A 21,244-nucleotide genomic window follows, 5' to 3' on the forward strand; every position below is an offset into this window, starting at 1 on the left:
GCGTGCGGGTGTACAGGCGAATATCATTCTTTCGGCGGAGTTCCTGGCCGGAAATGCCCTTACCGCCGATACATCGGGAAATCCCTCGCCCGCGGTCGTCCGAAGTACATGAAGGCCCCCACCTTGCGCCTAGGTCAAAGCCCCGGCGAAGTCGCGTAAGCAGGTCGTGCGTGGTGTCGGGATCGCGCCGATCCGGCGGCCTGGGCGTTTCAGGGAACTCAGTGTGCCGTGTCGCGAAAGTGGCTTTCAGCGGCGACACCAAGCCCAGCAACGGGTCCTCAGTCCGGCGACGAGGCTCGACCCGACCGAACCGGCCCGCGATCCGGCCAGTCATCTCCTCGAACATCGCCTGTCATCGGCCCGGGTCTAGGCTGGGGCCCGCGGCCGCCAGACAATCTTGGAAAGTCCACACAACCAACCATGATCAACTGGCGGCCGCACCCGTCTCCAGCTCCCCTCACCCACCCCGATCACGAAGTCCGGCTGGAGTACTAGACGACTTCGCCGAGACCCTGCCAGCCGAGTAGTGAGCGCGCGGCCACCTTCCGGTACGTGAGCGTGCCGGTGTCATAGGTTCCACCGTTGGACACCTTCGACGGCTGGTCTTTGTGCCCATCGGTGGCCGGCAGGTTTGATCGTGCTGTGAACGACCCCATCCGGTTCCACCGCCACGGTCCCGTCGCGACGATCACTCTCGACCGGCCGAGCCGCAAGAACGCGCTCGACGTTCCGGGCTGGCGGCAGCTGCACGACACCATCCGGCGGGTCGCGGACTCCGATGTCAGGGTGGTCGTGGTGACCGGCGCCGGCGGCGACTTCTGTTCGGGTGCGGATGTCAGCACGAGCGCCGGCCATCCCGAGCCGGCCGAGCGTCCACATCCGCTGGACCGGATGCGCTGGATCTCCGAGACCGTGGTCGCACTGCACGCGCTGGCGAAACCCGTGGTCGCGAAGGTCTCCGGAGTCGCCGTCGGCGCGGGGTGGAACCTGGCGCTGGCTTGCGATCTCGTCGTATCCACTCCTAACGCCCGATTCTCCCAGATCTTCGCCCGGCGCGGGCTGTCCCTGGACTGCGGCGGATCCTGGCTGCTCCCCCGGCTGGTCGGGCTGCACACGGCCAAACGGCTCGCCTACCTCGCCGAAATCATCTCCGGTACCGAAGCCCACCGAATCGGTCTCGTCACCCGGCTCGCCGACGCCGCCGAACTCGACAACGTCGTCGACGAGCTGGCAGCGGAGCTCGCCGCCGGGCCGCCGATCGCCCTCGCGCAGAACAAGATCCTGCTCCATCAGTCCAGCCAACTGTCCTTTTCGGACGCCGTCCGGGCGGAGAACGCCGCTCAGGCGGTCAATTTCGCCACCGACGCTCCAGCCGCCCGCGAGGTGGCCAAGGACGAACGGCCCCGTTTCGAAGGAGGGTGGCGAGTATGACGCTGTCGACACGGTTCACCGAACTGTTCGGCGTCACCCATCCCGTCGTCCAGGGCGGCATGCAATGGGTCGGCCGCGCCGAACTGGTCTCCGCGGTGGCGAACGCCGGCGCCCTCGGGTTCCTGACCGCTCTCACCCAGCCCACGCCGCGAGACCTGCACACCGAGATCACTCGCTGCCGTCGCATGACCGATCTCCCGTTCGGCGTGAACCTCACGATGTTGCCCTCGATCTCCCCACCGCCCTACGACGCGTACATCGACGCGCTCGTCGACGCGGGCGTCCGCATCGTCGAAACCGCCGGTTCCCTCCCGCCGGAACGCTTGACGCGGTTGAAGAACGCCGGGGTGAGGGTGCTGCACAAATGCACGAGCGTCCGGCACGCCCTCAGCGCGCAGCGGCGAGGGGTGGACGCCGTCAGCATCGACGGCTTCGAATGCGCGGGCCATCCAGGGGAGGACGACATCCCGGGCCTGGTGCTGATTCCGAAAGCCGCGGCGGCCCTGGACATCCCGGTCATCGCCTCGGGCGGCATCGCCGACGGCCGGGGCCTCGCCGCCGCCCTCTGCCTCGGTGCCGAGGGCGTGAACATGGGCACGCGTTTCCTGTGCACCGAAGAAGCGCCGATCCACCGCGCCATCAAGGAAGCCATCGTCTCGCGCGACGAACGGGACACCGAGCTGATCTTCCGCCCACTGCGCAACACCGCCCGGGTCGCGCGGAACGGCGTCAGCGGCGAGGTGATCCGGCGGCTCACGGAGAACCCGGAGTTCGAGGAGGTCCGCGAACTCGTCGCCGGGGCCCGGGGCCGGCAGGTCTACGAAACCGGCGACCCCGAACGCGGCATCTGGACCGTCGGGCTCGTCCAGGGCCTCATCGACGACATCCCCACCGTGGCCGAGCTGGTCGGCCGCGTCATCCAGGAGGCGATCACCATCATGACCGAGCGTTTGCCCGCACTGGCGGGTGCCCGTGGCTGACAACGGCGACATCCTGGTCGAGCTGGTCGACGGCATCCAGGTCATCACCCTCAACCGGCCCTCGGCGAAGAACGCGATGACCCGCGCGATGGCCGAGACGATCGCGGCCGCGCTCGACGAGCTCGACGCCGGGCCGGCCCCCGTTTCCGTCCTCGCCGGCGCCGGCGGCGTCTTCTGCGCCGGAATGGACCTCAAGGGTTTCCTGCGTGGCGAGCGGCCGAGCGTTCCCGGCCGCGGGTTCGGCGGCCTCACCGAGGCACCACCTCGCAAACCGATCATCGCCGCCGTCGAAGGCTGGGCGCTCGCCGGCGGCTTCGAACTCGTCCTGGCGTGTGACCTCGTCGTAGCGGGTGCAGGGGCCCGCTTCGGCCTCCCCGAGGTCAAACGGGGCTTGGTCGCGGCCGCGGGCGGGCTGGTGCGCTTGCCCGACCGGCTGCCACCGGCTCTGGCCTCCGAACTCGTCCTGACCGGTGACCCGATGTCCGCACAACGCCTCCACGAGGCCGGACTGGTCAACGCCGTCGTCGAGGAAGGGCGGGCGCTCGAACGGGCGCTGGAGCTGGCGAGGCGGATCGCGCGCAACGGTCCCCTCGCCGTCACCACCGGCAAAGAGGTTCTCCGGCTCTCTCGCGGCTGGGCCCCGGAGGAGCGGTTCGCGCGCCAGCGCGAATACACCGATCCGGTGTTCGCCTCGGCCGACGCCAGGGAGGGATCGCTCGCCTTCGCCGAGAAACGCGATCCACAGTGGACGGGCCGCTGAAATGGGCCCCTTGAAGGGAGTGCGCGTCGTCGAACTGGGCGGGATCGGGCCGGTACCGTTCTGCGGAATGCTGCTGGCCGATCTCGGCGCGGAGGTCGTCCGGGTGCACCGGCCCGGTGACGGGCCGGGCCGGGTCCACCCCGTACTCGATCGCGGAAAGCGCTCCGTGATCGCGGATCTGGGGAACGAGGCGGAAGTTCGCGGGATGCGAACCTACCTGCGCGCTTCCGCGGAAGTCGTGCTCGAAGGATTCCGCCCCGGCGTGGCCGAACGGCTCGGCCTGGGCCCGGAGCCGCTGCTGGCCGGCAATCCGGCACTCGTCTACGGACGGATGACCGGTTTCGGGCAGACCGGGCCGCTGGCCGAACGCGCCGGGCACGACATCAACTACATCGCGCTCTCCGGCGCGCTCGCGGCCATCGGCAGGAAAGGTGAGCGGCCGACGCCGCCCCTCAACCTCGTCGGCGACTTCGGCGGGGGCGGGATGCTGCTCGCCCTCGGCGTGCTGTCCGCCATGCTGCACTCCCGGGCGACCGGGGAAGGTCAGGTGGTCGACGCGGCCATGGTGGACGGCTCGGCGACACTGATGGCGATGATCCACGGATTCCGCAATCTCGGCACGTGGTCCTCGGAACGGGGGACGAACCTGCTCGACACCGGAGCGCCCTTCTACGACACCTACGAGTGTTCCGACGCCAGGCATGTCGCTGTCGGTGCCCTCGAACCACGGTTCTTCGTGAACCTGGTGGACCATCTCGGATTGTCCGACGAGATCGACCCGGCTCGGCAGCACGACCGCGCGTACTGGCCGCGGATCCGTTCAGCGCTGGCACGCGCTTTCGGCTCCGCTCCGCGCGACGACTGGGCCGCGGTGTTCGCCGAGGTCGACGCTTGCGTGACACCTGTGCTGGACATGGCCGAAGCCGCCGCCCACGCCCACAACCGGGCCCGGGAGGTCTTTCTCCGAGACGGCGAAGGCGGATTAGCCCCGGCCCCGGCACCACGCTTCAGCGCGACGCCCTGCCCGGCACCGGGTCCGGCTCCGACCCCCGGACAGGACGACATCCTCCTGGCCTGCCCACCTGGCACCGACGGGTGAAACGGGCCGGAAACATCGACCGGCGGCCGTTAATGTGACGCCATGGAGTTGCAGCAGCTGCGCTACTTCCTCGCGGTCGCCGACAACGAGAGCATCAGCGGCGCGGCGACGGATCTCGGCGTCACCCTGTCCACCGTCTCCCAGTCGGTCCACGCACTCGAACGGGAACTCGAAGCGATCCTGTTCCACCGCGTCGGACGCGGTATGACGTTGTCTTCAGCCGGTCACGCTCTGCTCGGCCCGGCCCGGCGGATCGTGCGAGGCGCGGCCGAAGCCCGCGACAGCGTGCTCCCCGAACCGGCGACCGGTGGCAGGCTGGACATCGCGGTGCCGTCGGCCACCGTCAACAGCCCCCTCACCGACCTTCTGGCCGCGTGCTTCGCCCGTTTCCCCGAAATGACCCTGCACATCCGGGACCTCACCGACGAACGCGAAACGACCGAACTGCTCGCCGACGGTCAGTGCGAGATCGTCTGTACCAAACTCCCCTTCACCCGCACCCCGGCTCAGCAGATTGCCGCGGCGCGGCTGGCCACGCTCGAAATCGGCGCCTACGACCTGCACGTGGCCTTTCCGCCCGGCGCGCCCGCCGTTCCGGCGGACTCGGTCGATCTGAGCAGCCTGCCGGACCTCCCCATGGTGCTCCCGCGGTCGGACAGCGGCCTGTACCCGGACCTCGAGGAGGAACTCGGACAAGGGCAGCGGCGCATGACCGTCGCCGCGATGGTCGAGCAGCGGGAGGCTCGGATGGCCGCGATGGTCGCCGGCGCCGGCGCGACCTTCGTCGGCGACCGGACCGCGCACGCCGCGGTCGCGCACGGCGCGGCCGTTCGCCAGGTCGTCCCCAAGTTCCGGCAAACCGTCGGGCTCGTCTACGACCCCGCGCGCCTGTCGCCGGCCGCTCGCGCTTTCGTCGCGCTGGCCGCGTCACCGGATTGGCGGCCATAGGCATCGCCACAGCCCTCCTGCGTCGATGCGTCTTTGCCCGGCGCCGAGGTCGTCGGTGAAAGTGGAAGCACCTTTCCGGAACGGGCGGGGAAGTGTCTCCGTGGACAGGAAGTGATCATGGTCGAACAGCACGTAGCCGTCGAACACCGGGGCCGGGTGGGCATCGTCTACCTCGACCGTCCCGAGCACCGCAATTCCTACACCCCGCTGATGGCGAAGCAGCTCCAGCAGGCCCTGGTCGATCTCGACGCGGACGCCGGTGTCAGCGTCATCGTGGTCACCGGGCGAGGCGAGCATTTCGGAGTCGGCGCCGACCTCGGCCTGGACTGGCGCGACGCGGACGCCCACTCGGTGGAATCGCTGACCGAACCCGACCAGGCACCGTGGAAGCTGGCCACGCCGATCATCGCCGCACTCAACGGTGACGCCATCGGGGTCAGCCTCACCTGGGCGATGCAGGCCGACATCAGGGTGGTCGCCGAGAACGCCCGGCTGGCGTTTTCGTTCAACCGCATCGGGGTGATCCCCGACCGTAACTCGCTGTGGCTGCTGCCCCGGCTGATCGGCTTCGGTCCGGCCATGGACCTCCTGCTCACCGGGCGCACGATCGACGGCGCGGAATTCACCCGGCTCGGCGCCGCGACGCACTGCGTCGAGGCCGGCGACGTCCTCTCCACCGCGCTCGCCCTCGCGGACCAGACGGCCGCACGGTGCGCACCCGCCTCGCTCACCGCGACGAAACGGCTGATGTACGAGTTCCTCGAGGACAACGACCGAGTGCACGCCTACAACCGCGAACGGCGCACCCTCAACTGGATCCGCACGCTGGGCGAGACGGTGCGCGGCATCGCGGCGTTCAAGGAGCGCCGCGATCCGGACTGGGGAACCACCAAGCACCAGCGGATTCCCGCGGAACTGCGGTGAACGCGCCCGCGGTGGACCTCACCCGGCTGCTTCGGCCGCGCTCCGTGGCCGTGCTCGGCGCCACCTCCCGGGAGACCGGGCTGGGCAGCCGCACGCTGCGGCATCTTCGCGACGCGGAGTACGCCGGTGAGCTGACGGTGTGCCGATCGTCCGACGAGGTGCCCGACGGCGTCGACATCACCGTGGTCGCCGTGCCCGCCCCGGCGGTGCAGGACGTCCTGGCCGGGATAGACGGGCGCACGGGATACGCGGTCGTGTACTCGTCCGGGTTCGAAGAGCTCGGACGGCCGGCCCCGCGGATGACCGCCGGGACCCGGTTGCTGGGGCCCAATACGGTCGGTCTCTACTACGCGCCCTCGCGGGCCGTGGTGACCTTCGCGCAGGCCTTCGACACGCTCACCGAGTGCCGTCACGGCAGCGGTGCTTTCCTTATCTCGCAGAGCGGAGCGTTCGGCGTACGGCTCGTGCAGGCCGCGGCCCGCTACGGTCTGCACCTGGACGGGCTCATCGGCACAGGGAACGAAAGCGACCTCGAAGCCTGCGCCCTCGGCGCCGCCCTGATCGCGTCACCCGAGGCGCCGCGCGTGCTGATGCTGTATTTGGAGAGCCTTCGCGATCCCGCCGGGCTGAACACGATGCTGACGGCCGCGAACGCCGCCGGGGTCCAGGTCGTCGCGCTGCTGGGCGGGCTGACCGAGGCGGGCTCGTCGGCCGCGGCGTCGCACACCTCCGCGGTGAGCTCCGACCACGCGGTACTGGCCGAATTGTTCGCCTACCACGGTGCGCTGCTGGTGCGCGACGATCGTGAACTGGTCCAAGCGGCGCTGGGCGCGTCGATGCTGGGACGGCGGGCGGGCACCCGGGTCGGTGTGGTCACCGGATCCGGCGGCGCCGGTGTGGTGGCCGCGGACATCCTGGCCTCCCGCGGCCTGACCCTGCCGGAATTGTCGGCCGGATTGCGGCAGGAGCTGGCCGCGCAGCTGCCCGAGATCGCCTCCACCCGCAATCCCGTGGACGTGACCGCGCAGACGATCGGCGACAACGACGTCCTCGCCGGCGTATGCGCCACCCTGCGCGACAGCGGTGAAGTGGACCTCCTTCTGGTCATCGGCCGCGAAGATCAAGCCGACGCGGCCGGCGCCCTCACCGGTGCCTCGACACCAGCGGCGGTCGCCCTGCTCGACCGCGACGCCTCAGGTGTCCGTGCGCGGATCGAACGGGGCCAGGTGGTGCTGCCCGACCTGGCGACCGCCTGCACCGTGCTGGCCGCGGCCGCCGCCGGAACCGACGCGGGCGGTGGCGGGCTTCGTCCGGTCACCCTCGTCGGCGTCTCGGGAAGTACACCCCCGACCGCCTCGGAAAGCCTTGCACTGGTGGAAAAGGCCGGGATCGAAGTCGCGCCGTGGCGGCTGGTGTCCGGCACCTCGGAGACACTCGGTTTCGGCGCCGCCGAAGGCTGGCCCGTGGTACTGAAGGCCGATCTCCCGGCCGAGGTGCACAAGGCCTCCGCCGGCGGTGTCCGGCTCGACGTGTACGGCGAGACCGCGGCCCAGCACACGCGAGCCATGCTCAAGACGGGACATCGGATCATCGCCGCGCGCCAGCTGCGCACTTCGCTGGAGTTGTTCGCCGGGGTGCGGCGCGACCCGCAGTGGGGTCTGGTGGTCAGCGCGGGGCTCGGAGGATCGAACATCGAACTGCTCGACCTGACGGTCGCGGTGCCGGCTCACCTGCCGGCGGAGTGGCTGGCCAGGCGGCTCGACGAGCACGTCTTCGGCCGGGTGCCAGGTCGTTACGAAGGTATAGCGCACCAGCTGGCGAAGATCGCCTACGCGCTCGCCGATCTCGCCGCCGAATCGGGCTTCGGCCTGGTCGAGTGCAATCCGCTGGCGCTGGTGGACGGCCGGATCGTGGCACTGGACGCGAGAGTGGTGGCCCGATGACCGCCGAGAGCCCGGCCGTTGTGCTCAGGAAATTCCTTCAGGCGACGCTGCCCTCCGAGTGGGCTGCCGCGGTCGAGGCCGGTCCCGCCGCGGTCCAGGAGTTCCTGAGCGGCCGCGCCGATGTGGGACGACTGGTCGGCATCGTGGCCGAGGCGGGCTGGCTGGCCGCGGAGTGGCCGCCTGAGTACGGAGGCCTGGGTCTGAGCGCCGCGGAGGCCGTTCCGGTCCGCCAGGAACTCGCGCGCTGGAAGGTCGGCACGGTCGAGAGCGCGATCGGTACGGGCTGGATCGGACCGGCCTTGATCCGGTACGCCGCACCGGATCTCGCCGAGGAGGTGCTCCCGCCGATCGCGCGGAACGAGGCGTTGTGGTGTCAGCTGTTCAGCGAACCCGAGGCGGGCTCCGACCTGGCCGCGGTGCGGACCCGGGCGGAGCGCACGGCCGATGGCTGGCTCGTCAACGGGACGAAGATCTGGACCAGCCGGGCGGACAAGGCGTCATGGGGCCTCGCCGTCGTGCGCACGGACGCCGACGTCGCCAAGCACGCGGGATTGACGTGCCTGTGCGTCGACATGGCGGCCGCCGGGGTCTCGATCCGCCCGATCCGGCAGATGACCGGGGACGCCGAATTCTTCGAGGTGACCTTCGACGACCTGCTCGTCAAGGACCGCTACCGCGTCGGCGAACCGGGCCAGGGCTGGGAGATCGTGCGCACCGTCCTGGCGCTCGAGCGAATCGCCGGTTCCGGAGCGGGCGCGGCGACACCGGGTTCGATCGTCGGCAGGTCCGTCGCCGAACTCGTGTCGGACCACCTGCCGGAGGCTTCGGCGGCCGAGCGGGAGGCGATCGTGCGGATGTGGGTCGAGGCAGAGGTCGTCAAGCTCAACAACCAGCGGAACGCGGAGCTACGGGCACGAGGGTTGCCGCCGATCGCCAAGGGCACGCCGTTCAACAAGGTGCTCCAGGCCGAGCACACCAAACGCCTGCAGCGCCTGTTCCTCGAACTCGGCGGGGCGCGGCTGCTCGCGCACGAGCGGGATGACGACGCCGCGGCCTACGACGTCTGGGCCTACCTCCGTGTCCAGCCCAAGACGATCGCGGGCGGCACTTCGGAGGTGCTGCGGGACCAGATCGCCGAACGTGGGCTGGGACTGCCGCGCGAGGCCGATCCCAGCAGGTCGGGTACCTGGCGTTCCTTCGTGACAGGCTCGGCCGGCGGCAGGAACGGGGAGACGCGATGAAGGTTCCCGACCAGGATCAGCTCGACTACCTCGCGTCGCTGAAAGCGCTGTTGTCCCGCTCCGACCCGGTCGCCGGCCTGCCCGGCGAGCCCGCCGACCGCCGCTTCGACAAGCGCCTGTGGCGTTCGCTCGCCGGCACCGGCGCACTCGGGTTCTTCGCGTGCCCGCCGGAGGAACAAGACCCCTTCACGGCCGTTCTGGTGGCCGAATGCCTCGGCTCGTTCGCCGCGCCGTTGCCGTTTCTGTCGTCCGCGGCGCTGGCCTCGGCGTTCACCGCCGCCCTGCCGCGAACCGATGCCACGGCCGAGCTGTCGACCCGGTTGGCGGACGGGACGCGTATCGCGACGGTCGGGTTACTAGGCCCCGACGGCGACGTGACCGCGAAATCGCGGGACCTGCGGGCGGCGCGGACGGCCGACGGCTGGACGATTTCCGGAAGCCTGCCGTTCGTACTCGACGCCGACATCGCCGACGAGGTGCTGGTGGTCGCCGATGACGGGAGGGGGCAGGCGGCTTTCTCCCTGGTCCTCGACTCGCCTGGGATCGAGAGGCGCGAGCTGGTCTCCCTCGACCGCACCCAGCCCCTCTCGGCGCTGCGACTCGACCGGGCCCGAGCCGTCGCGTTGTGCCCGCCCGGTCCTGAGGTGACCGGCGCGGTCTCCGCCGCCCGGCGCGCCGGAACCGCGGCCCTGTGCGGTGATCTCGTCGGCGCGGCGCAGCGGCTGCTGGACCTGAGCGTCGAACACGCCAAGGTGCGGGTGCAGTTCGGGCGCGCGATCGGCAGCAGGCAGGCGATCAAGCACAAGCTGGCCGACATGCTGATCCGCGTCGAGTCGGCGCGGTCGGCGGTGTACCACTTGGCCGGTGAAGCCGACTCGACCGAGAGGGCGGCCGCGCTGGCCAAGATCGTCTGCTCCGAGGCGGCTGTTTCCTGCGCCGGTGACGCCTTGCAGATCCACGGGGGAATCGGATTCACCTGGGAACACCGCCTGCACTGGTATTTCAAGCGGTGCACCGCGGGCGCGGGTCTGCTCGGCACTCCGGCGCGCCACCGCGAGACACTCCTCGGCCTGTTGGCATCCTGACTCCGGGTGACCTGACGGAGCGGGGCACGCCGGGTCACCCGGACTCCACTCACCTGAATTGTCTTTCACTCGATGAAATGCCGATGGTATACTTTCGCGCTGAGGTGGCCGCGCTCCGTAACGGCCGCACGACGCGAGGACGGACTGTGGCCGACGGCTCGATCACCCGCACGCTGCGCGTGCTGACGGCTGTATGCGAAGAAGGTCCGCAGACGCTGAAGACGCTGAGCGAGAAGACCGGCCTCAGCTCGCCCACACTCCTGCGCACGCTTCGGCTGATGGCGGACGAAGGCTTCGTGACGCAGCAGCCGGACCGCACCTGGCGGGCGACGATGCTCGTCTGGCGGCTGGGCCACGCGGTCAATTCGACCATCGGCGTCGCCTCGGTGGCCCGGGGCTACACCGAGCGGATCACCCACGAGGTCGACGAAAGTTCGGTGTTCGCCGTCTACGAGAACGATCAGGTCACCTATTCCGCGCGCAGCGAGCCGGCGAAACCCGTCCGGGCGCATATCCGCCCGGCCCGCAGCTACAAGCTACCGACCACCGTCACCGGCCAGGCGGTGCTCGCTTTCCTCCCTCCGGATCGGGTCGACGCCGCGATCGCCGGCTACCTCGCTTCTGACGAGCCCGGATTCGCGTCGGAGGACGAACTCCGGGGGCGGATCGCCGAAGCGCGAGAGCGAGGATATGCCTGTGGCGGCAGCGTCCGGTGGCCAGACGTGTGGGCGGTGGCCGCGCCGGTGTTCGGGCCGCAGGGTGAGCCGGTCGGCGCGCTCGGCGTGTCCATGCCCACGGCGAACCTCCCCGACGACCCCGATACGACGATCGCCGCCGTCGTGCGCGCCGCCTCGGACATGACCGCCGAACTCGGCGGACGCGTCCGGGTGTTCTGAGCGCGCGACACCGGGTGCACCGCCTGCCCGCAGGCACTCGCCGGACGCCGGCCGCGGTGTCGCGAAAGCCACTTTGCGGATACCTGACGTCTCGAAAGTGGCTTTCGCGACACCGCTGCTTGAGGGGTATTGAGCCGAAAGGCAAAGGTGTCCTGTCGGGTGGCGAGTCCGTGAAGGCGCTCGGGGGTGCTCGGCGAGATGAAGGGAGCGTTCCCCTCATCGCACGCGCGGAAAGTCCCCTTCGTCACAAGGTGGCGCGGTCCTTGTGCGCGACGGAAGGCTCGGACACGTCGCGAAAGTGGCTTTCGCGACATGCCCAAGCCGCCCTGCCCCGAGGACGGCAAGACGCCCCTCGCACCGGATCGCATATCCTGCATCGACGGTCCCGAAACGGAGCGAATCACGCCCACACAGGTCAGGGACACATCGTCCCCGAACACCTCGCAGTCCCATCAGGACGGCCGTTCACCCGACAGGTCCAGCGAGCGGGCGATGATGGTCTTCATGACCTCGCTCGTGCCGCCGTAAATACGGCTGACCCGCGCATCGGCGTACATCCGGCAGATGTCCTGTTCCCACACGTAGCCGTAGCCCCCGTGCAACTGCAGGCACGCGTCGACGACCCGGCCGTGCAACTCAGTACAGAACAGCTTCACCTTGGCCGCTTCGACCGCGCTGAGCGCACCTTCGTCGTGACGCCGCATGGCACGGTCGAGCAGCGCTTGCCCGGCCGCGACCTGAGCGGTCAGGCCGGCCAGGACGAACTTCGTGTTCTGGAAGGTCCCCAGCGGTTTGCCGAATACGTTCCGCTCCCGGACATACGCGCACGTCGTTTCGATCGCCGCCACCGCTTGCGCTTGGGAGTTCACCGCGATCGACAGCCGTTCCTGTGCGAGGTTCGCCGACAGATAGGTGAACGCCCGCCCAGGCTCCCCCAGTACGTTTTCCCGCGGTATCTCGACGTTGTCGAAGAAGAGCTCCGTCGTGTCCTGGGTGTGGAGCCCGAGTTTCGGCAATTTCCTTCCGCGGCTGAATCCCGGCATACCCGCTTCGACGACGACCAGGGTCAGCCCGTCACGGCGGTTCTCCGTCCGGTCCGACCGGGCGACCACCACGACGAGGTCGGACTGGCTGCCCCCGGTGATGAACGTCTTGGTCCCGCTGAGCAGATAGCCGTCGGCGGTGGGTTTCAGCGTCGATCGCACGCCCGCCAGATCGGAGCCCGTTCCCGGTTCGGTCATGGCGATCGAGCTCATCAGCTCACCACTGGCCATACCCGGCAACCACCGGGCCCGCTGCGCGCTGTCGGCGAGGCCGAGGACGTACGGGACGACGACGTCGGTGTGGACACGCATCGACCCCATCGCGACGCGTTCGTAGGCGACCTGCTCGGTCACCACACAGTTGAATCGAAATCCGTCCTGTCCCCCGCCGCCGTACTCGTCGGGAATCTGCAGGCCGAGCAACCCCAATTTCCCGGCGGCGAGATAAGCGGATCGGGGAAGCGCGCCCTCGCTCTCCCACTCCGCCAGGTTCGGCGCGATCTCCTTACGCAGAAAGGCGGAGACCACCTCGGCGAGCGCTTCGTGCTCGGCGTCGTAGACATCCCGCTCAACGATCGGCATCGGCTTCGACCTCCCGGGCGGTCACGACGCGCGCTGGCTGGCGCGGACGCCGAGCACACGGGCGCCCAGCATGTTGCGCATGATCTCGGCGGTGCCGCCGCCGAGTGAGAGGCCACGGCCGTCGCGTAGATAGCGTTCGATCGGCCACCGCTGCGAGTAACCCCGCGCGCCGTGCAACTGCAGCGCGGTGTTGGTGACCCGCTGGACCATCTCGCTGCTGTGCAGCTTCGCCATGATCGTCTCGGTCTGCGCCGGGAACCCGTAGGGCTCGGTCCGCGCGGCTCGCCACAGCAACACCCGGGAGAGGTGCACGTCCATCGCCATGTCGGCGACCTTCCATTGCAACCCTTGGAAATCCGACAGCGGCCGGTCGAACTGCCGCCGTGCGGTCAGGTGCCCGATGCTGGCGTCGAGCGCGGCCTGGCCGAGACCGGTGCACATCGCGGCGTTCCCGCAGCGTTCCGGATTGAATTGGTTGACCAGGACCTGCGCACCACGCTTGCTCTCGGCCTCCGGCCAGACGAGGACGTCCTCCGGTGCGATCGGCACGTCGTCGAACCGGAGCGTGCACTCGGCGACCCCGCGGATGCCCATTTTGGGGTCGACCTCGACCTCGCCGAAGTCCTTCAGCGGACCGTCGAGGATGACGGCGCCGATGCCGTACGGTCCGGCGCTGCCTTCGATCCGGCAGAACACGATCGTCGTGGTCGCCTCGCGTCCGCCGGTCACCCAGCTCTTGACTCCGCTGAGCCGGAAGCCTTCACCGTCCTTGCGCAACACCGCCCGCAGGTCGGTGCCCGCGCTCCCCGCGCCGGGTTCGCTCATCGCGATGGCGAAATGCCGCGTTCCCCTGGCGACGTCAGGAAGCAGACGATCGCGCAGCTCCGGCGTCCCGAGCACGGTGACCGCGCGCCAGGGCCCGTTGAGGAACGGCTGGGCGGCCATCGCGCTGGAGAGACAGGCCCTGGCCAGCTCCTCGACCACGACACAGCCGGTCAGCAACGGCTCGCCCTCGCCACCGAACTCCTCGGGCACGCAGAGACCGAGCAGCCCGGCTTCGCGAATCGCGTCGAGCGACCGCCTCGGAAACTCCGCGTGTTCGTCCCAATGCGCCGCCCACGGCCGTAGTTCGGTGGTCGCGACTTCGCGGGCGAGGCGGCGGACTTCCCGCTGTCTCGGCGTGAGCTCGGCCCACAGTCCCTCGTGCTCGGGTTCCGGGTCCAGCCCCACGGGGTCCCAGACGTCGCGGGTGTGGTCGAAAAAGCTCTCGTCGGCGTCGACAGTCACAACGATCGTCCTGCTTTCTTGGTCTGGTGGGTGGCTCTCACCGGGGCGCCATGCGGATGGCGCCGTCCAGCCGGATCACTTCGCCGTTCAGCATCGGGTTGGCGATGATGTGCGCGGCGAGACCGGCGTATTCGGCCGGATCTCCGAGGCGTGCGGGATGCGGTACCGACTCCGCGAGACGTTCGCGCACGGGCTCGGGAACGCGGTCGAGGATCGGGGTGTCGAACAGCCCCGGCGCGATCGTGCACACCCGGACATGCCGGCGCGCGAGATCTCGCGCGGCGACGATCGTCATTCCGACCACGCCGGCTTTCGAAGCGGCGTAAGGGGTCTGCGCTATCTGGCCTTCCCAGGCGGCCACTGAAGCAGTGAGCACGCAGACGCCGCGCTCACCGTATTCGTCCTCGTTGCGTACCATCGCGGCCGCGGCGAGGCGCAGGACGTTGAAGGTGCCCAGCAGGTTCACGCCGACGATGTCGGTGAAGTTCTCCAGGGAGCCCGGGGTGCCGTCCTTCTCCACCACCCGCACCGGCCCGCCGCGGCCGGCGCAGTGCACCAGGATCCGCAGCGGCGCGAGCCTGCCGGCGACGTCCACGGCTTCGGCGATCTGATCCGCGTCGGTCACGTCGGCCGGAACGAAAGTGGCGCGCTCGCCGAGACCGGACGCGACCTCCTTGCCCGCGGATCCCAGCAGGTCGACCAGCACGACGTGGGCGCCGTCGGCGACGAGACGTTCGGCCGTGGCCTTGCCGAGGCCTGAGGCGCCGCCCGTGACGAGCGCCGAGTTTCCGGTGATTCTCATGGTTTCTCCTCGGTCAGGTTCAGGAAAGCCGTTCGACCACGGTCGCGTTGGCCATCCCGCCGGCCTCGCACATGGTCTGCAGGCCGAGCCGCCCCCCGGTCCGCTCGAGGTGGTTGAGCATCGTGGTGAAGATCCGGCAGCCGGACGCGCCGAGCGGATGGCCTAGGGCGATCGCGCCGCCACACGGGTTCACCCGGCCGAGCTCGACGCCGAATTCTTTGGCCCAGGCCAGGGGAACCGAGGCGAAGGCCTCGTTGACCTCGAACACGTCGATGTCGCCGAGCCCTAGCCCGGTGCGGGCGAGCACCTTCCGGGTGGCCGGGATCGGCCCGGTGAGCATCAGTTCGGGGTCGTCGCCGCAGACCGCTCCACCGAGCAGTCGCGCGCGTGGCGTGAGGCCGAGCCGGTGCGCCCGCTCTTCGGACATGAGCAGCACGGCGGAGGCGCCGTCGGTCAGCTGAGAGGAGTTGCCTGGTGTGACGGCCCACTCGTGACCGGGAAGAAGCTGGGTATAAGGCTCGTTCCGGAACGCGGGCCGTAGGGCGGCGAGCTGCTCCAGAGAGGTTCCCGGCCGGATGGTTTCGTCGGCGCTCACGACCTTGCCGTCGTCGAGGGTGACGGGGACGATTTCGTTGTCGAAGCCGCCGGAGGTCGCCGCCGCGTGCGCGCGCCGGTGGGAGACGAGGCTGAACTCGTCCTGGGCGGACCTGCCGATGCCATAGCGTTCAGCGACGCGCTCGGCCGCCACTCCCTGTGGGACCAAGGCGGGGAAACGCGCCTTGACGGAGGGCCCGACGGGATCGGCCGTGCCGCGCGAGCTGCCCATCGGGACGCGGCTCATCGACTCGACCCCGGCGGCGATCACGACATCGTTGACCCCGGCCACGATCGACTGGGCGGCGAATTCGATCGCCTGCTGCCCGGAGCCGCATTTGCGTTCGAGGGTCATCGACGGGACGTGGGCGGGGAAACCGGCCGCGAGCCACGCCATTCGCCCAGGCGTGGCGGACTGTTCTCCCGACTGGCTGACACAACCGACGAGGACGTCGTCGACGGTGCCCGGGTCCACTCCGGTCCGGGCGAGCAGCGAGGTCAACGTCTGGGCCAGGAGCTCGACCGGATGTAGCGAGTGCAGGGCGCCCCCGGGTTTTCCCTTGCCCATCGGGGTGCGGACCACGTCGACGACGACCGCGGGCGTGCGGAGCTCGGTCATTTCCCACCCCGCTGGTCGAACGTGCGGCCCAGGAGTTCGGCGGCGATCCGCACGCGCTGGATGTTCGGGGTGCCTCCGGCGAGGGCCCAGCCGTGGGCGTCACGGTGCATCCGCTCGATCCCGTACTCCTCGGTGTAGCCGTTGCCGCCGTGCAGCCCCATGGCGAGATCGGTGACGCGTTTGGCCATCTCGTTGGCGGCGCATTTGGCCAGGGACACCGCGAGCGTGTCCAGTTCGCCGGCGTCGGCACCCGCCACCGCCCGATCGCGCAGCAGCCGGGCCGATTCGACCTGCAGCAGCATGTCGGCCAGCGTGAGCTGGACCGCCTGGAACTCGGCGATCGGCCTGCCGAACTGGACGCGTTCCCGGACGTAGGCGATCGTCTTGTCCAGTGCGGCCTGCCCCAGCGCCAGGCTCATCGTCGTGTTGCCCAGCCGCTCCAGCGAGAAGTTGCTGAACAACCTTCGGAAACCGTCCGGCGGTTCGACGAGGACGTTGTCGCGGGGAACCTCGACGTTGTCGAGGATGACGTCGGCGGACGGGATGCCGCGGAAGCCCATCAGCCGTTCGCGAGGGCCGTAACTCATCCCGGGGCGATCGGCCTCGACGATGACGGCACCGATCCCCCGGGAGCCCGGCGTATCCGTCATCCGCGCGTAGATCAGGTAGAGCTCGGCCTCCCCGCCGCCGGATATCCAGCGTTTGCCGCCGTTGAGCACGACTTTGTCACCGTTGATCACGGCGCGGGTGGTCAGGTCGGTCGCGGCCGATCCGGCGTCCGGTTCCGAGATCCCGATGGCCATCGTCAGCTCCCCCGCGATGATCCGGGGCAGGTAGCGCCGGCATTGGTCTTCGGTGCCGATCCGGCTCAGGTGCTGCGCGGGACCGACGTTCGCTTCGAAGACCTGGAAAGCGGCCGGCGGATAGACCTTGGCGAGTTCCTCGACCACGGCCAGCGCCTGACGGAACGTGCCGCCGGCACCCCCGTAGCGCTCCGGCAACGCGATACCGAGCCAGCCGAGCCCGGCGAGAAAGCGCCTTTCTTCGATGGGCAGGAGCCGTCGCTCGCGGTCCCACTCCTCGGCGAAGGGCGCGTAGCGTTCCTCCGCGACTTGGCGAGCGACCTTCACCAGGTCGGCGATGTCACCGTCGTCGCCCCGCCGGGCATAGTCGATCAATCGTCTTTCCTTTGCTGACAGGGCGGAACGCGGCGCGGTCCGCCGGTACGGGGCCGGCCTTTCACCTGGTCTGGTCGAATTCACCCTCCGACCAGCGCACCAGCCGGGAGCCGAGGAAACCGATGACCGCGCTGAACACGACACCGAGGATCGAGATCAGGACGACGCCCACGTACATCCGCTCGGGAACGAACAGTTCCCAGGCATGCCAGGTGTAATAGCCGAGCCCCTCCTGGGCGTTGACGAACTCGACGGCGATGGCCAGCAGCATCGATATGCCCGAAGCCAGGCGCAGGCTCGACACGATCTGCGGAAGGCTCGCCGGGATGATCAGCCATCGGAACCGCTGGCTCCAGGACAGGCCGTAGGAACGTGCCGCCTCATGCAAGGGCGTGGGAATCATCATCGCCGCCGACAGCGTCGTGAACGCGACGATGTAGAAGGTGCCGAGCGAGATGAAGATCAGCTTGGGCGTCTCGCCGAGGCCGAACAGCAGCAGCAACAACGGCAGGATCGCCAATTTCGGGATGACGTAGAGCGCGCGGATCAGCGGTTCGATCAGCCAGCGCAGAAAAGTGAATTGACTCAGGGCCAGGCCGACGACGATACCCGCCACCGAGCCGAGCGCGTACCCGGTCAGCAGTCGCACGGTGGTGATGCGGGTTTCCGTCCACACCAGACCGCTCGCCGAGTCGGCGAGGAACCGGTCCAGCACCGCGGACGGCTGGCTGAAGAACCTGGCGTCGATCCAGCCCAGCCGCGCGCTCAATTCCCAGGAGACCACCGCCAGCACCGGGATCAGCGCACCGAGCGTGATCCGCAAGATCAGGTCCCGGCGTGCCTGTGCGGCGGGGGTGCGGCGTCGCACCTGGGGCCCCCGTACGACCCACTCCCCCTCAGTCGTGCACCCGGTCCGGGTTTCGGCGTCGGTACTCACTTGCGTCCTCCTTGGACCTCGCCGCGAAGCCGGTCCCATATCTGTTCTTCGAGCGCGACGAACTCCGGCGACTTGCGCAGATCCGGGGTGCGGGGGTGGCCGAACGGGACGTCGTAGACCTCTTCCACCCGGCCGGGGCGCGCGGTCATCAACGCGATCCGGTCCGACAGCAGGATCGCCTCGTCGAGGTTGTGGGTAACGAAGAAGACGGTGTAGTCGCGTTCCTGGCAGATGCCGAGCAACTCCTCCTGGAGCACTTTGCGCAGCTGCGCGTCGAGCGCGGCGAACGGCTCGTCCATCAGCAGCACCTCGGGTTCGAGCACGAACGCCCTGGCCAAGGCGACTCGCTGCTTCATCCCGCCGGAGAGATGCGAGGGGTACGCCTTCTCGAAGCCGGACAGCCCGACGCGGGAAATCCATTCGCGGACCCGGGCGTTCGACTCCGCCCGCGGCACCTTGGCCGCGTCGAGGCCGAGCCGCACATTGTCTTCGACGGTGCGCCAAGGAAAAATGCTGTACTCCTGGAACACCGGTACCATCAACGGCCTCGTGCCGTCTTCGCGCAGGACGCCGGCACTGCCTCCGGTAGGCCGCTGAAGCCCGGCGAGCACTCGCAACAGGGTCGACTTGCCGCAGCCGGACGGGCCGACCACCGAGACGAACTCCCCCTTGCCGACGGTCAGGTTCAGCTCGTCCAGTGCCTGGACGTCCTCGCTGCCACGCCTGCGGTAGCTGTACGAGAGCGACTCGACGCGGATCTTCGGGGTGAGGGTGACGTTCACGTCTCGGCCTCCTTCCGACATCTTCGGCGGAATTTCACTCATTGGAATCCAGTTTCACTGAGATGAAGGATGACTCTTCGGACCACACACTGTCAAGGGTCCGAGACCGAGCCTTGCCTCGCGAGTCCACGTGGCGTATAGCTGGAAACTCTCGCGCGTTCGCGCACCGATTTCCTTCCGGAGTCCACATGAGACTGTGCGTCAACTGGCTGCCCGTGCGGCGGGAGCTGACCCGAGCCGTCGCCGAACGAGCCGAGGCCGCCGGCCTGTGGGGCATGGGTATCGGCGACTCCCCGCATTACGGTGAGCTGTATTCGGCGTGCGCGGACGCGCTCGCGGCGAGCTCGCGCCTGACGATCTCGACGAGCGTCACGAATCCGGTCACTCGCCACCCTTCGGTGCACATCAGCGCGGCGAGGTCGTTCCAGAACGCCTACCCGGGCCGATTCCGGCTGGGCGTCGGACGCGGCGACTCCGCCGTCCACACGTTCGGGCTGAAACCCGCGTCCCTGAAGGATCTGCGCGGCACGATCGAAACGATCAAGCACGCTGTCCAGGACGTCCCGGTCCTGGTCGCCGCGAGCGGCCCGGCCACGGCCCGGCTCGCCGGTCGCGTCGCCGACGGAGTCATCGCCGGCGTCGGCGCGGACCGCGGAGCCTTGCACATGATCACCGAAGAAGGCACCGCGGCCCAGCAGGAACGAGGCGCGCCGTGGCAGGTCTGGGCGTCGGTCCGCCTCGCCGTGGCCCACGACGAGGCGCACCGCACGAGCCTGCGGCGGCGAATGCTCCCCCGGGCCATCAGCGCGGCACATTTCGCGTTCGCGTCCACAATGGCCGGAAAGAACGTGCCGCCGGACTTCGCCGACGTGCTGACGCGGCGGTTCGCCGCCTACGACTACGACTGGCACGGCCGGTCCGGCGCGACTCCGAACGCCGCGCTGTTCGCCGACCGTCCCGACGTCGAGGACTACCTGCTCGACCGCTTCGTCGTCTGTGGGACCGCGGAGGACTGCCGCGACCGGTTGCTGAAGCTGGCCGACGTGGTGGACGGGATCTATCTTTCCCTACTGTTCGAGGAGGCACTCGACCAGTTACCCCTGATCGGCGACCTGTTCGGCGCGGCGGAGCTGACGGCGCCCGGGCAGTAACCTTCCTTTATGGACCTGCGCCTGATGCGGTACTTCCTCGCGGTGGTGGACCACGGCGGAGTGACCCGCGCGGCGACGGCGCTCTACGTGGCCCAGCCGTCACTGTCGCAGGCGATCCGCAACCTCGAAAGCAAGCTGGGCGTCGAACTGTTCGATCGGACCGGTCGCGGTATGACACCGTCGGCGGCGGGCCGGGCGCTCGAGCCCGTGGCCCGGCGCGTCCTGGCCGACGCCGAGGAGGCGCGGCTGCGCGTGCTGCGGGTCGCGAAACTGGAATCGGGCCGGCTCACCGTCACCACGATGTCGACGTTCGCCATCGCTCCCCTGGCGGAAGCGCTGACGGAACTACGTCACCGGTACCCCGGGGTGCAGGTCCACGTGCGGGACGGCGCGACTCCCGCGGGCGTGCTGTCAGCGGTGCGTAGCGGCGAAGCCGAACTCGGCCTTCTCGAGCTTCCGGTTCAGGAAACCGCGCTCGCCGTGCGCTCACTGGGTTCGGAGGAACTGGTGCTGGCCGCCCCGGCGTCGTTCGGCAAGACTCTGCCCTCCCGGGTGACTGCGGCGGACCTCGCACGGCTGCCCTTCGGCGTGGTGACCAAGGACGTCCTCGGCACCCAGCCGAGCGCGGAAAGAATGGCCCCGCTGGTAGGCGAGGTGCGCTGCCGGTGCGCACACCGCCAGCTGCTGTGGGAACTGGTGGCAGCCGGGGCGTTGTGCACCTTCGCGCCGCGCAGGGTCGCCGAGGTCATGCTTCCCGGTGTCGCCTTGCGCCCGGTGGAACCCCTGTTGTCCCGCGAAGTCGGTCTCATCCACCGCACGGCGGACCTTTCCCCGGCCGGCCGGGCCCTGATCGAGATCCTGGTCGCGAGCGGCGATTCGGGTTGAAGCCGACCGTGTCTCGAGTACCCGCCGCGGGCACAAGTGGCGTTTCCGGATTTCGCCGACGCTCCGGCACCGGCTCG

General features: G+C 69.4%; 19 protein-coding genes. 12 read left to right on the plus strand and 7 right to left on the minus strand.

The window, feature by feature from the left end:
• The first annotated feature begins 642 nt into the window (after positions 1-642).
• From ACOCEP_RS33970 to ACOCEP_RS34015, 10 genes are all read left to right on the plus strand, one after another.
• Positions 643-1,431, plus strand: a complete 789-nt coding sequence (locus ACOCEP_RS33970; RefSeq protein ID WP_482333424.1) for an enoyl-CoA hydratase/isomerase family protein — start codon at positions 643-645, stop codon at positions 1,429-1,431.
• The gene (locus ACOCEP_RS33975; protein WP_482333425.1) at positions 1,428-2,411 is read left to right on the plus strand and encodes an NAD(P)H-dependent flavin oxidoreductase; all 984 of its coding nucleotides are present in this window, start codon (positions 1,428-1,430) and stop codon (positions 2,409-2,411) included. The genes ACOCEP_RS33970 and ACOCEP_RS33975 overlap by 4 nt, the downstream gene beginning before the upstream one ends.
• Positions 2,404-3,171 carry a crotonase/enoyl-CoA hydratase family protein gene (locus ACOCEP_RS33980; protein WP_482333427.1) on the plus strand — a complete coding sequence of 256 codons (768 nt, stop codon included), beginning with the start codon at positions 2,404-2,406 and terminating at the stop codon, positions 3,169-3,171. The genes ACOCEP_RS33975 and ACOCEP_RS33980 overlap by 8 nt, the downstream gene beginning before the upstream one ends.
• 1 nt (position 3,172) lies before the next feature.
• Complete coding sequence (locus ACOCEP_RS33985; protein ID WP_482333429.1) at positions 3,173-4,270, plus strand: CaiB/BaiF CoA transferase family protein; 1,098 nt, start codon at positions 3,173-3,175, stop codon at positions 4,268-4,270.
• A 42-nt stretch (positions 4,271-4,312) separates the two neighbouring features.
• Positions 4,313-5,218, plus strand: a complete 906-nt coding sequence (locus ACOCEP_RS33990) for a LysR family transcriptional regulator (protein ID WP_482333431.1) — start codon at positions 4,313-4,315, stop codon at positions 5,216-5,218.
• 117 nt (positions 5,219-5,335) lie between these two features.
• The gene (locus ACOCEP_RS33995) at positions 5,336-6,142 is read left to right on the plus strand and encodes an enoyl-CoA hydratase/isomerase family protein (RefSeq protein WP_482333433.1); all 807 of its coding nucleotides are present in this window, start codon (positions 5,336-5,338) and stop codon (positions 6,140-6,142) included.
• Entirely contained in the window at positions 6,139-8,085 is a 1,947-nt protein-coding gene (locus ACOCEP_RS34000; RefSeq protein WP_482333435.1) for an acetate--CoA ligase family protein, read from the plus strand. The genes ACOCEP_RS33995 and ACOCEP_RS34000 overlap by 4 nt, the downstream gene beginning before the upstream one ends.
• On the plus strand, positions 8,082-9,326 hold the full coding sequence (locus ACOCEP_RS34005; RefSeq protein ID WP_482333437.1) for an acyl-CoA dehydrogenase family protein: 1,245 nt from the start codon (positions 8,082-8,084) through the stop codon (positions 9,324-9,326). The genes ACOCEP_RS34000 and ACOCEP_RS34005 overlap by 4 nt, the downstream gene beginning before the upstream one ends.
• Positions 9,323-10,411 (plus strand): acyl-CoA dehydrogenase family protein, encoded by a 1,089-nt coding sequence (locus ACOCEP_RS34010; RefSeq protein ID WP_482333439.1) that lies wholly within the window; start codon positions 9,323-9,325, stop codon positions 10,409-10,411. The genes ACOCEP_RS34005 and ACOCEP_RS34010 overlap by 4 nt, the downstream gene beginning before the upstream one ends.
• Before the next feature lie 146 nt (positions 10,412-10,557).
• Complete coding sequence (locus ACOCEP_RS34015) at positions 10,558-11,307, plus strand: IclR family transcriptional regulator (RefSeq protein WP_482333440.1); 750 nt, start codon at positions 10,558-10,560, stop codon at positions 11,305-11,307.
• Between the two features lie 452 nt (positions 11,308-11,759).
• On the opposite strand, the gene ACOCEP_RS34020 is transcribed toward ACOCEP_RS34015, so the two are convergent.
• The 7 genes from ACOCEP_RS34020 to ACOCEP_RS34050 form a co-directional block, all read right to left on the minus strand.
• Positions 11,760-12,932, minus strand: a complete 1,173-nt coding sequence (locus ACOCEP_RS34020; RefSeq protein WP_482333442.1) for an acyl-CoA dehydrogenase family protein — start codon at positions 12,930-12,932, stop codon at positions 11,760-11,762.
• 21 nt (positions 12,933-12,953) lie between these two features.
• Positions 12,954-14,219 carry an acyl-CoA dehydrogenase family protein gene (locus ACOCEP_RS34025; protein ID WP_482333444.1) on the minus strand — a complete coding sequence of 422 codons (1,266 nt, stop codon included), beginning with the start codon at positions 14,217-14,219 and terminating at the stop codon, positions 12,954-12,956.
• A gap of 37 nt (positions 14,220-14,256) precedes the next feature.
• Positions 14,257-15,021 (minus strand): SDR family NAD(P)-dependent oxidoreductase, encoded by a 765-nt coding sequence (locus ACOCEP_RS34030; RefSeq protein ID WP_482333445.1) that lies wholly within the window; start codon positions 15,019-15,021, stop codon positions 14,257-14,259.
• A 19-nt stretch (positions 15,022-15,040) separates the two neighbouring features.
• Positions 15,041-16,234 (minus strand): thiolase family protein, encoded by a 1,194-nt coding sequence (locus ACOCEP_RS34035; protein WP_482333446.1) that lies wholly within the window; start codon positions 16,232-16,234, stop codon positions 15,041-15,043.
• Positions 16,231-17,412 carry an acyl-CoA dehydrogenase family protein gene (locus ACOCEP_RS34040; RefSeq protein ID WP_482333447.1) on the minus strand — a complete coding sequence of 394 codons (1,182 nt, stop codon included), beginning with the start codon at positions 17,410-17,412 and terminating at the stop codon, positions 16,231-16,233. Before ACOCEP_RS34040 ends, ACOCEP_RS34035 begins: the two co-directional genes overlap by 4 nt.
• Before the next feature lie 61 nt (positions 17,413-17,473).
• Positions 17,474-18,280, minus strand: coding sequence for an ABC transporter permease (locus ACOCEP_RS34045; RefSeq protein WP_482333449.1), 807 nt, complete (start codon positions 18,278-18,280; stop codon positions 17,474-17,476).
• 65 nt (positions 18,281-18,345) lie between these two features.
• Positions 18,346-19,131: an ABC transporter ATP-binding protein gene (locus ACOCEP_RS34050; RefSeq protein ID WP_482333450.1), complete on the minus strand. Its 786-nt coding sequence runs from the start codon at positions 19,129-19,131 to the stop codon at positions 18,346-18,348.
• Positions 19,132-19,319: 188 nt separating this feature from the next.
• Between ACOCEP_RS34050 and ACOCEP_RS34055 the strand changes: the two genes are divergently transcribed.
• Positions 19,320-20,282, plus strand: coding sequence for an LLM class flavin-dependent oxidoreductase (locus ACOCEP_RS34055; protein ID WP_482333452.1), 963 nt, complete (start codon positions 19,320-19,322; stop codon positions 20,280-20,282).
• Between the two features lie 9 nt (positions 20,283-20,291).
• A complete protein-coding gene (locus tag ACOCEP_RS34060) occupies positions 20,292-21,167 on the plus strand; it encodes a LysR family transcriptional regulator (protein WP_482333454.1) in 876 nt (291 codons plus the stop codon).
• The last annotated feature ends 77 nt before the right edge of the window (positions 21,168-21,244 follow it).

Source organism: Amycolatopsis sp. CA-211722 (genome assembly GCF_056828465.1).

What these genes read in the sequence shown, in the direction of transcription:
- ACOCEP_RS33975 (WP_482333425.1), top strand. Translation starts at nt 1,428, where the DNA reads ATGACGCTGTCGACACGGTTCACCGAACTGTTCGGCGTCACCCATCCC.
- ACOCEP_RS33985 (WP_482333429.1), top strand. Translation starts at nt 3,173, where the DNA reads ATGGGCCCCTTGAAGGGAGTGCGCGTCGTCGAACTGGGCGGGATCGGG.
- ACOCEP_RS33990 (WP_482333431.1), top strand. Translation starts at nt 4,313, where the DNA reads ATGGAGTTGCAGCAGCTGCGCTACTTCCTCGCGGTCGCCGACAACGAG.
- ACOCEP_RS33995 (WP_482333433.1), top strand. Translation starts at nt 5,336, where the DNA reads ATGGTCGAACAGCACGTAGCCGTCGAACACCGGGGCCGGGTGGGCATC.
- ACOCEP_RS34005 (WP_482333437.1), top strand. Translation starts at nt 8,082, where the DNA reads ATGACCGCCGAGAGCCCGGCCGTTGTGCTCAGGAAATTCCTTCAGGCG.
- ACOCEP_RS34010 (WP_482333439.1), top strand. Translation starts at nt 9,323, where the DNA reads ATGAAGGTTCCCGACCAGGATCAGCTCGACTACCTCGCGTCGCTGAAA.
- ACOCEP_RS34020 (WP_482333442.1), bottom strand. Translation starts at nt 12,932, where the DNA reads ATGCCGATCGTTGAGCGGGATGTCTACGACGCCGAGCACGAAGCGCTC.
- ACOCEP_RS34030 (WP_482333445.1), bottom strand. Translation starts at nt 15,021, where the DNA reads ATGAGAATCACCGGAAACTCGGCGCTCGTCACGGGCGGCGCCTCAGGC.
- ACOCEP_RS34035 (WP_482333446.1), bottom strand. Translation starts at nt 16,234, where the DNA reads ATGACCGAGCTCCGCACGCCCGCGGTCGTCGTCGACGTGGTCCGCACC.
- ACOCEP_RS34055 (WP_482333452.1), top strand. Translation starts at nt 19,320, where the DNA reads ATGAGACTGTGCGTCAACTGGCTGCCCGTGCGGCGGGAGCTGACCCGA.
- ACOCEP_RS34060 (WP_482333454.1), top strand. Translation starts at nt 20,292, where the DNA reads ATGGACCTGCGCCTGATGCGGTACTTCCTCGCGGTGGTGGACCACGGC.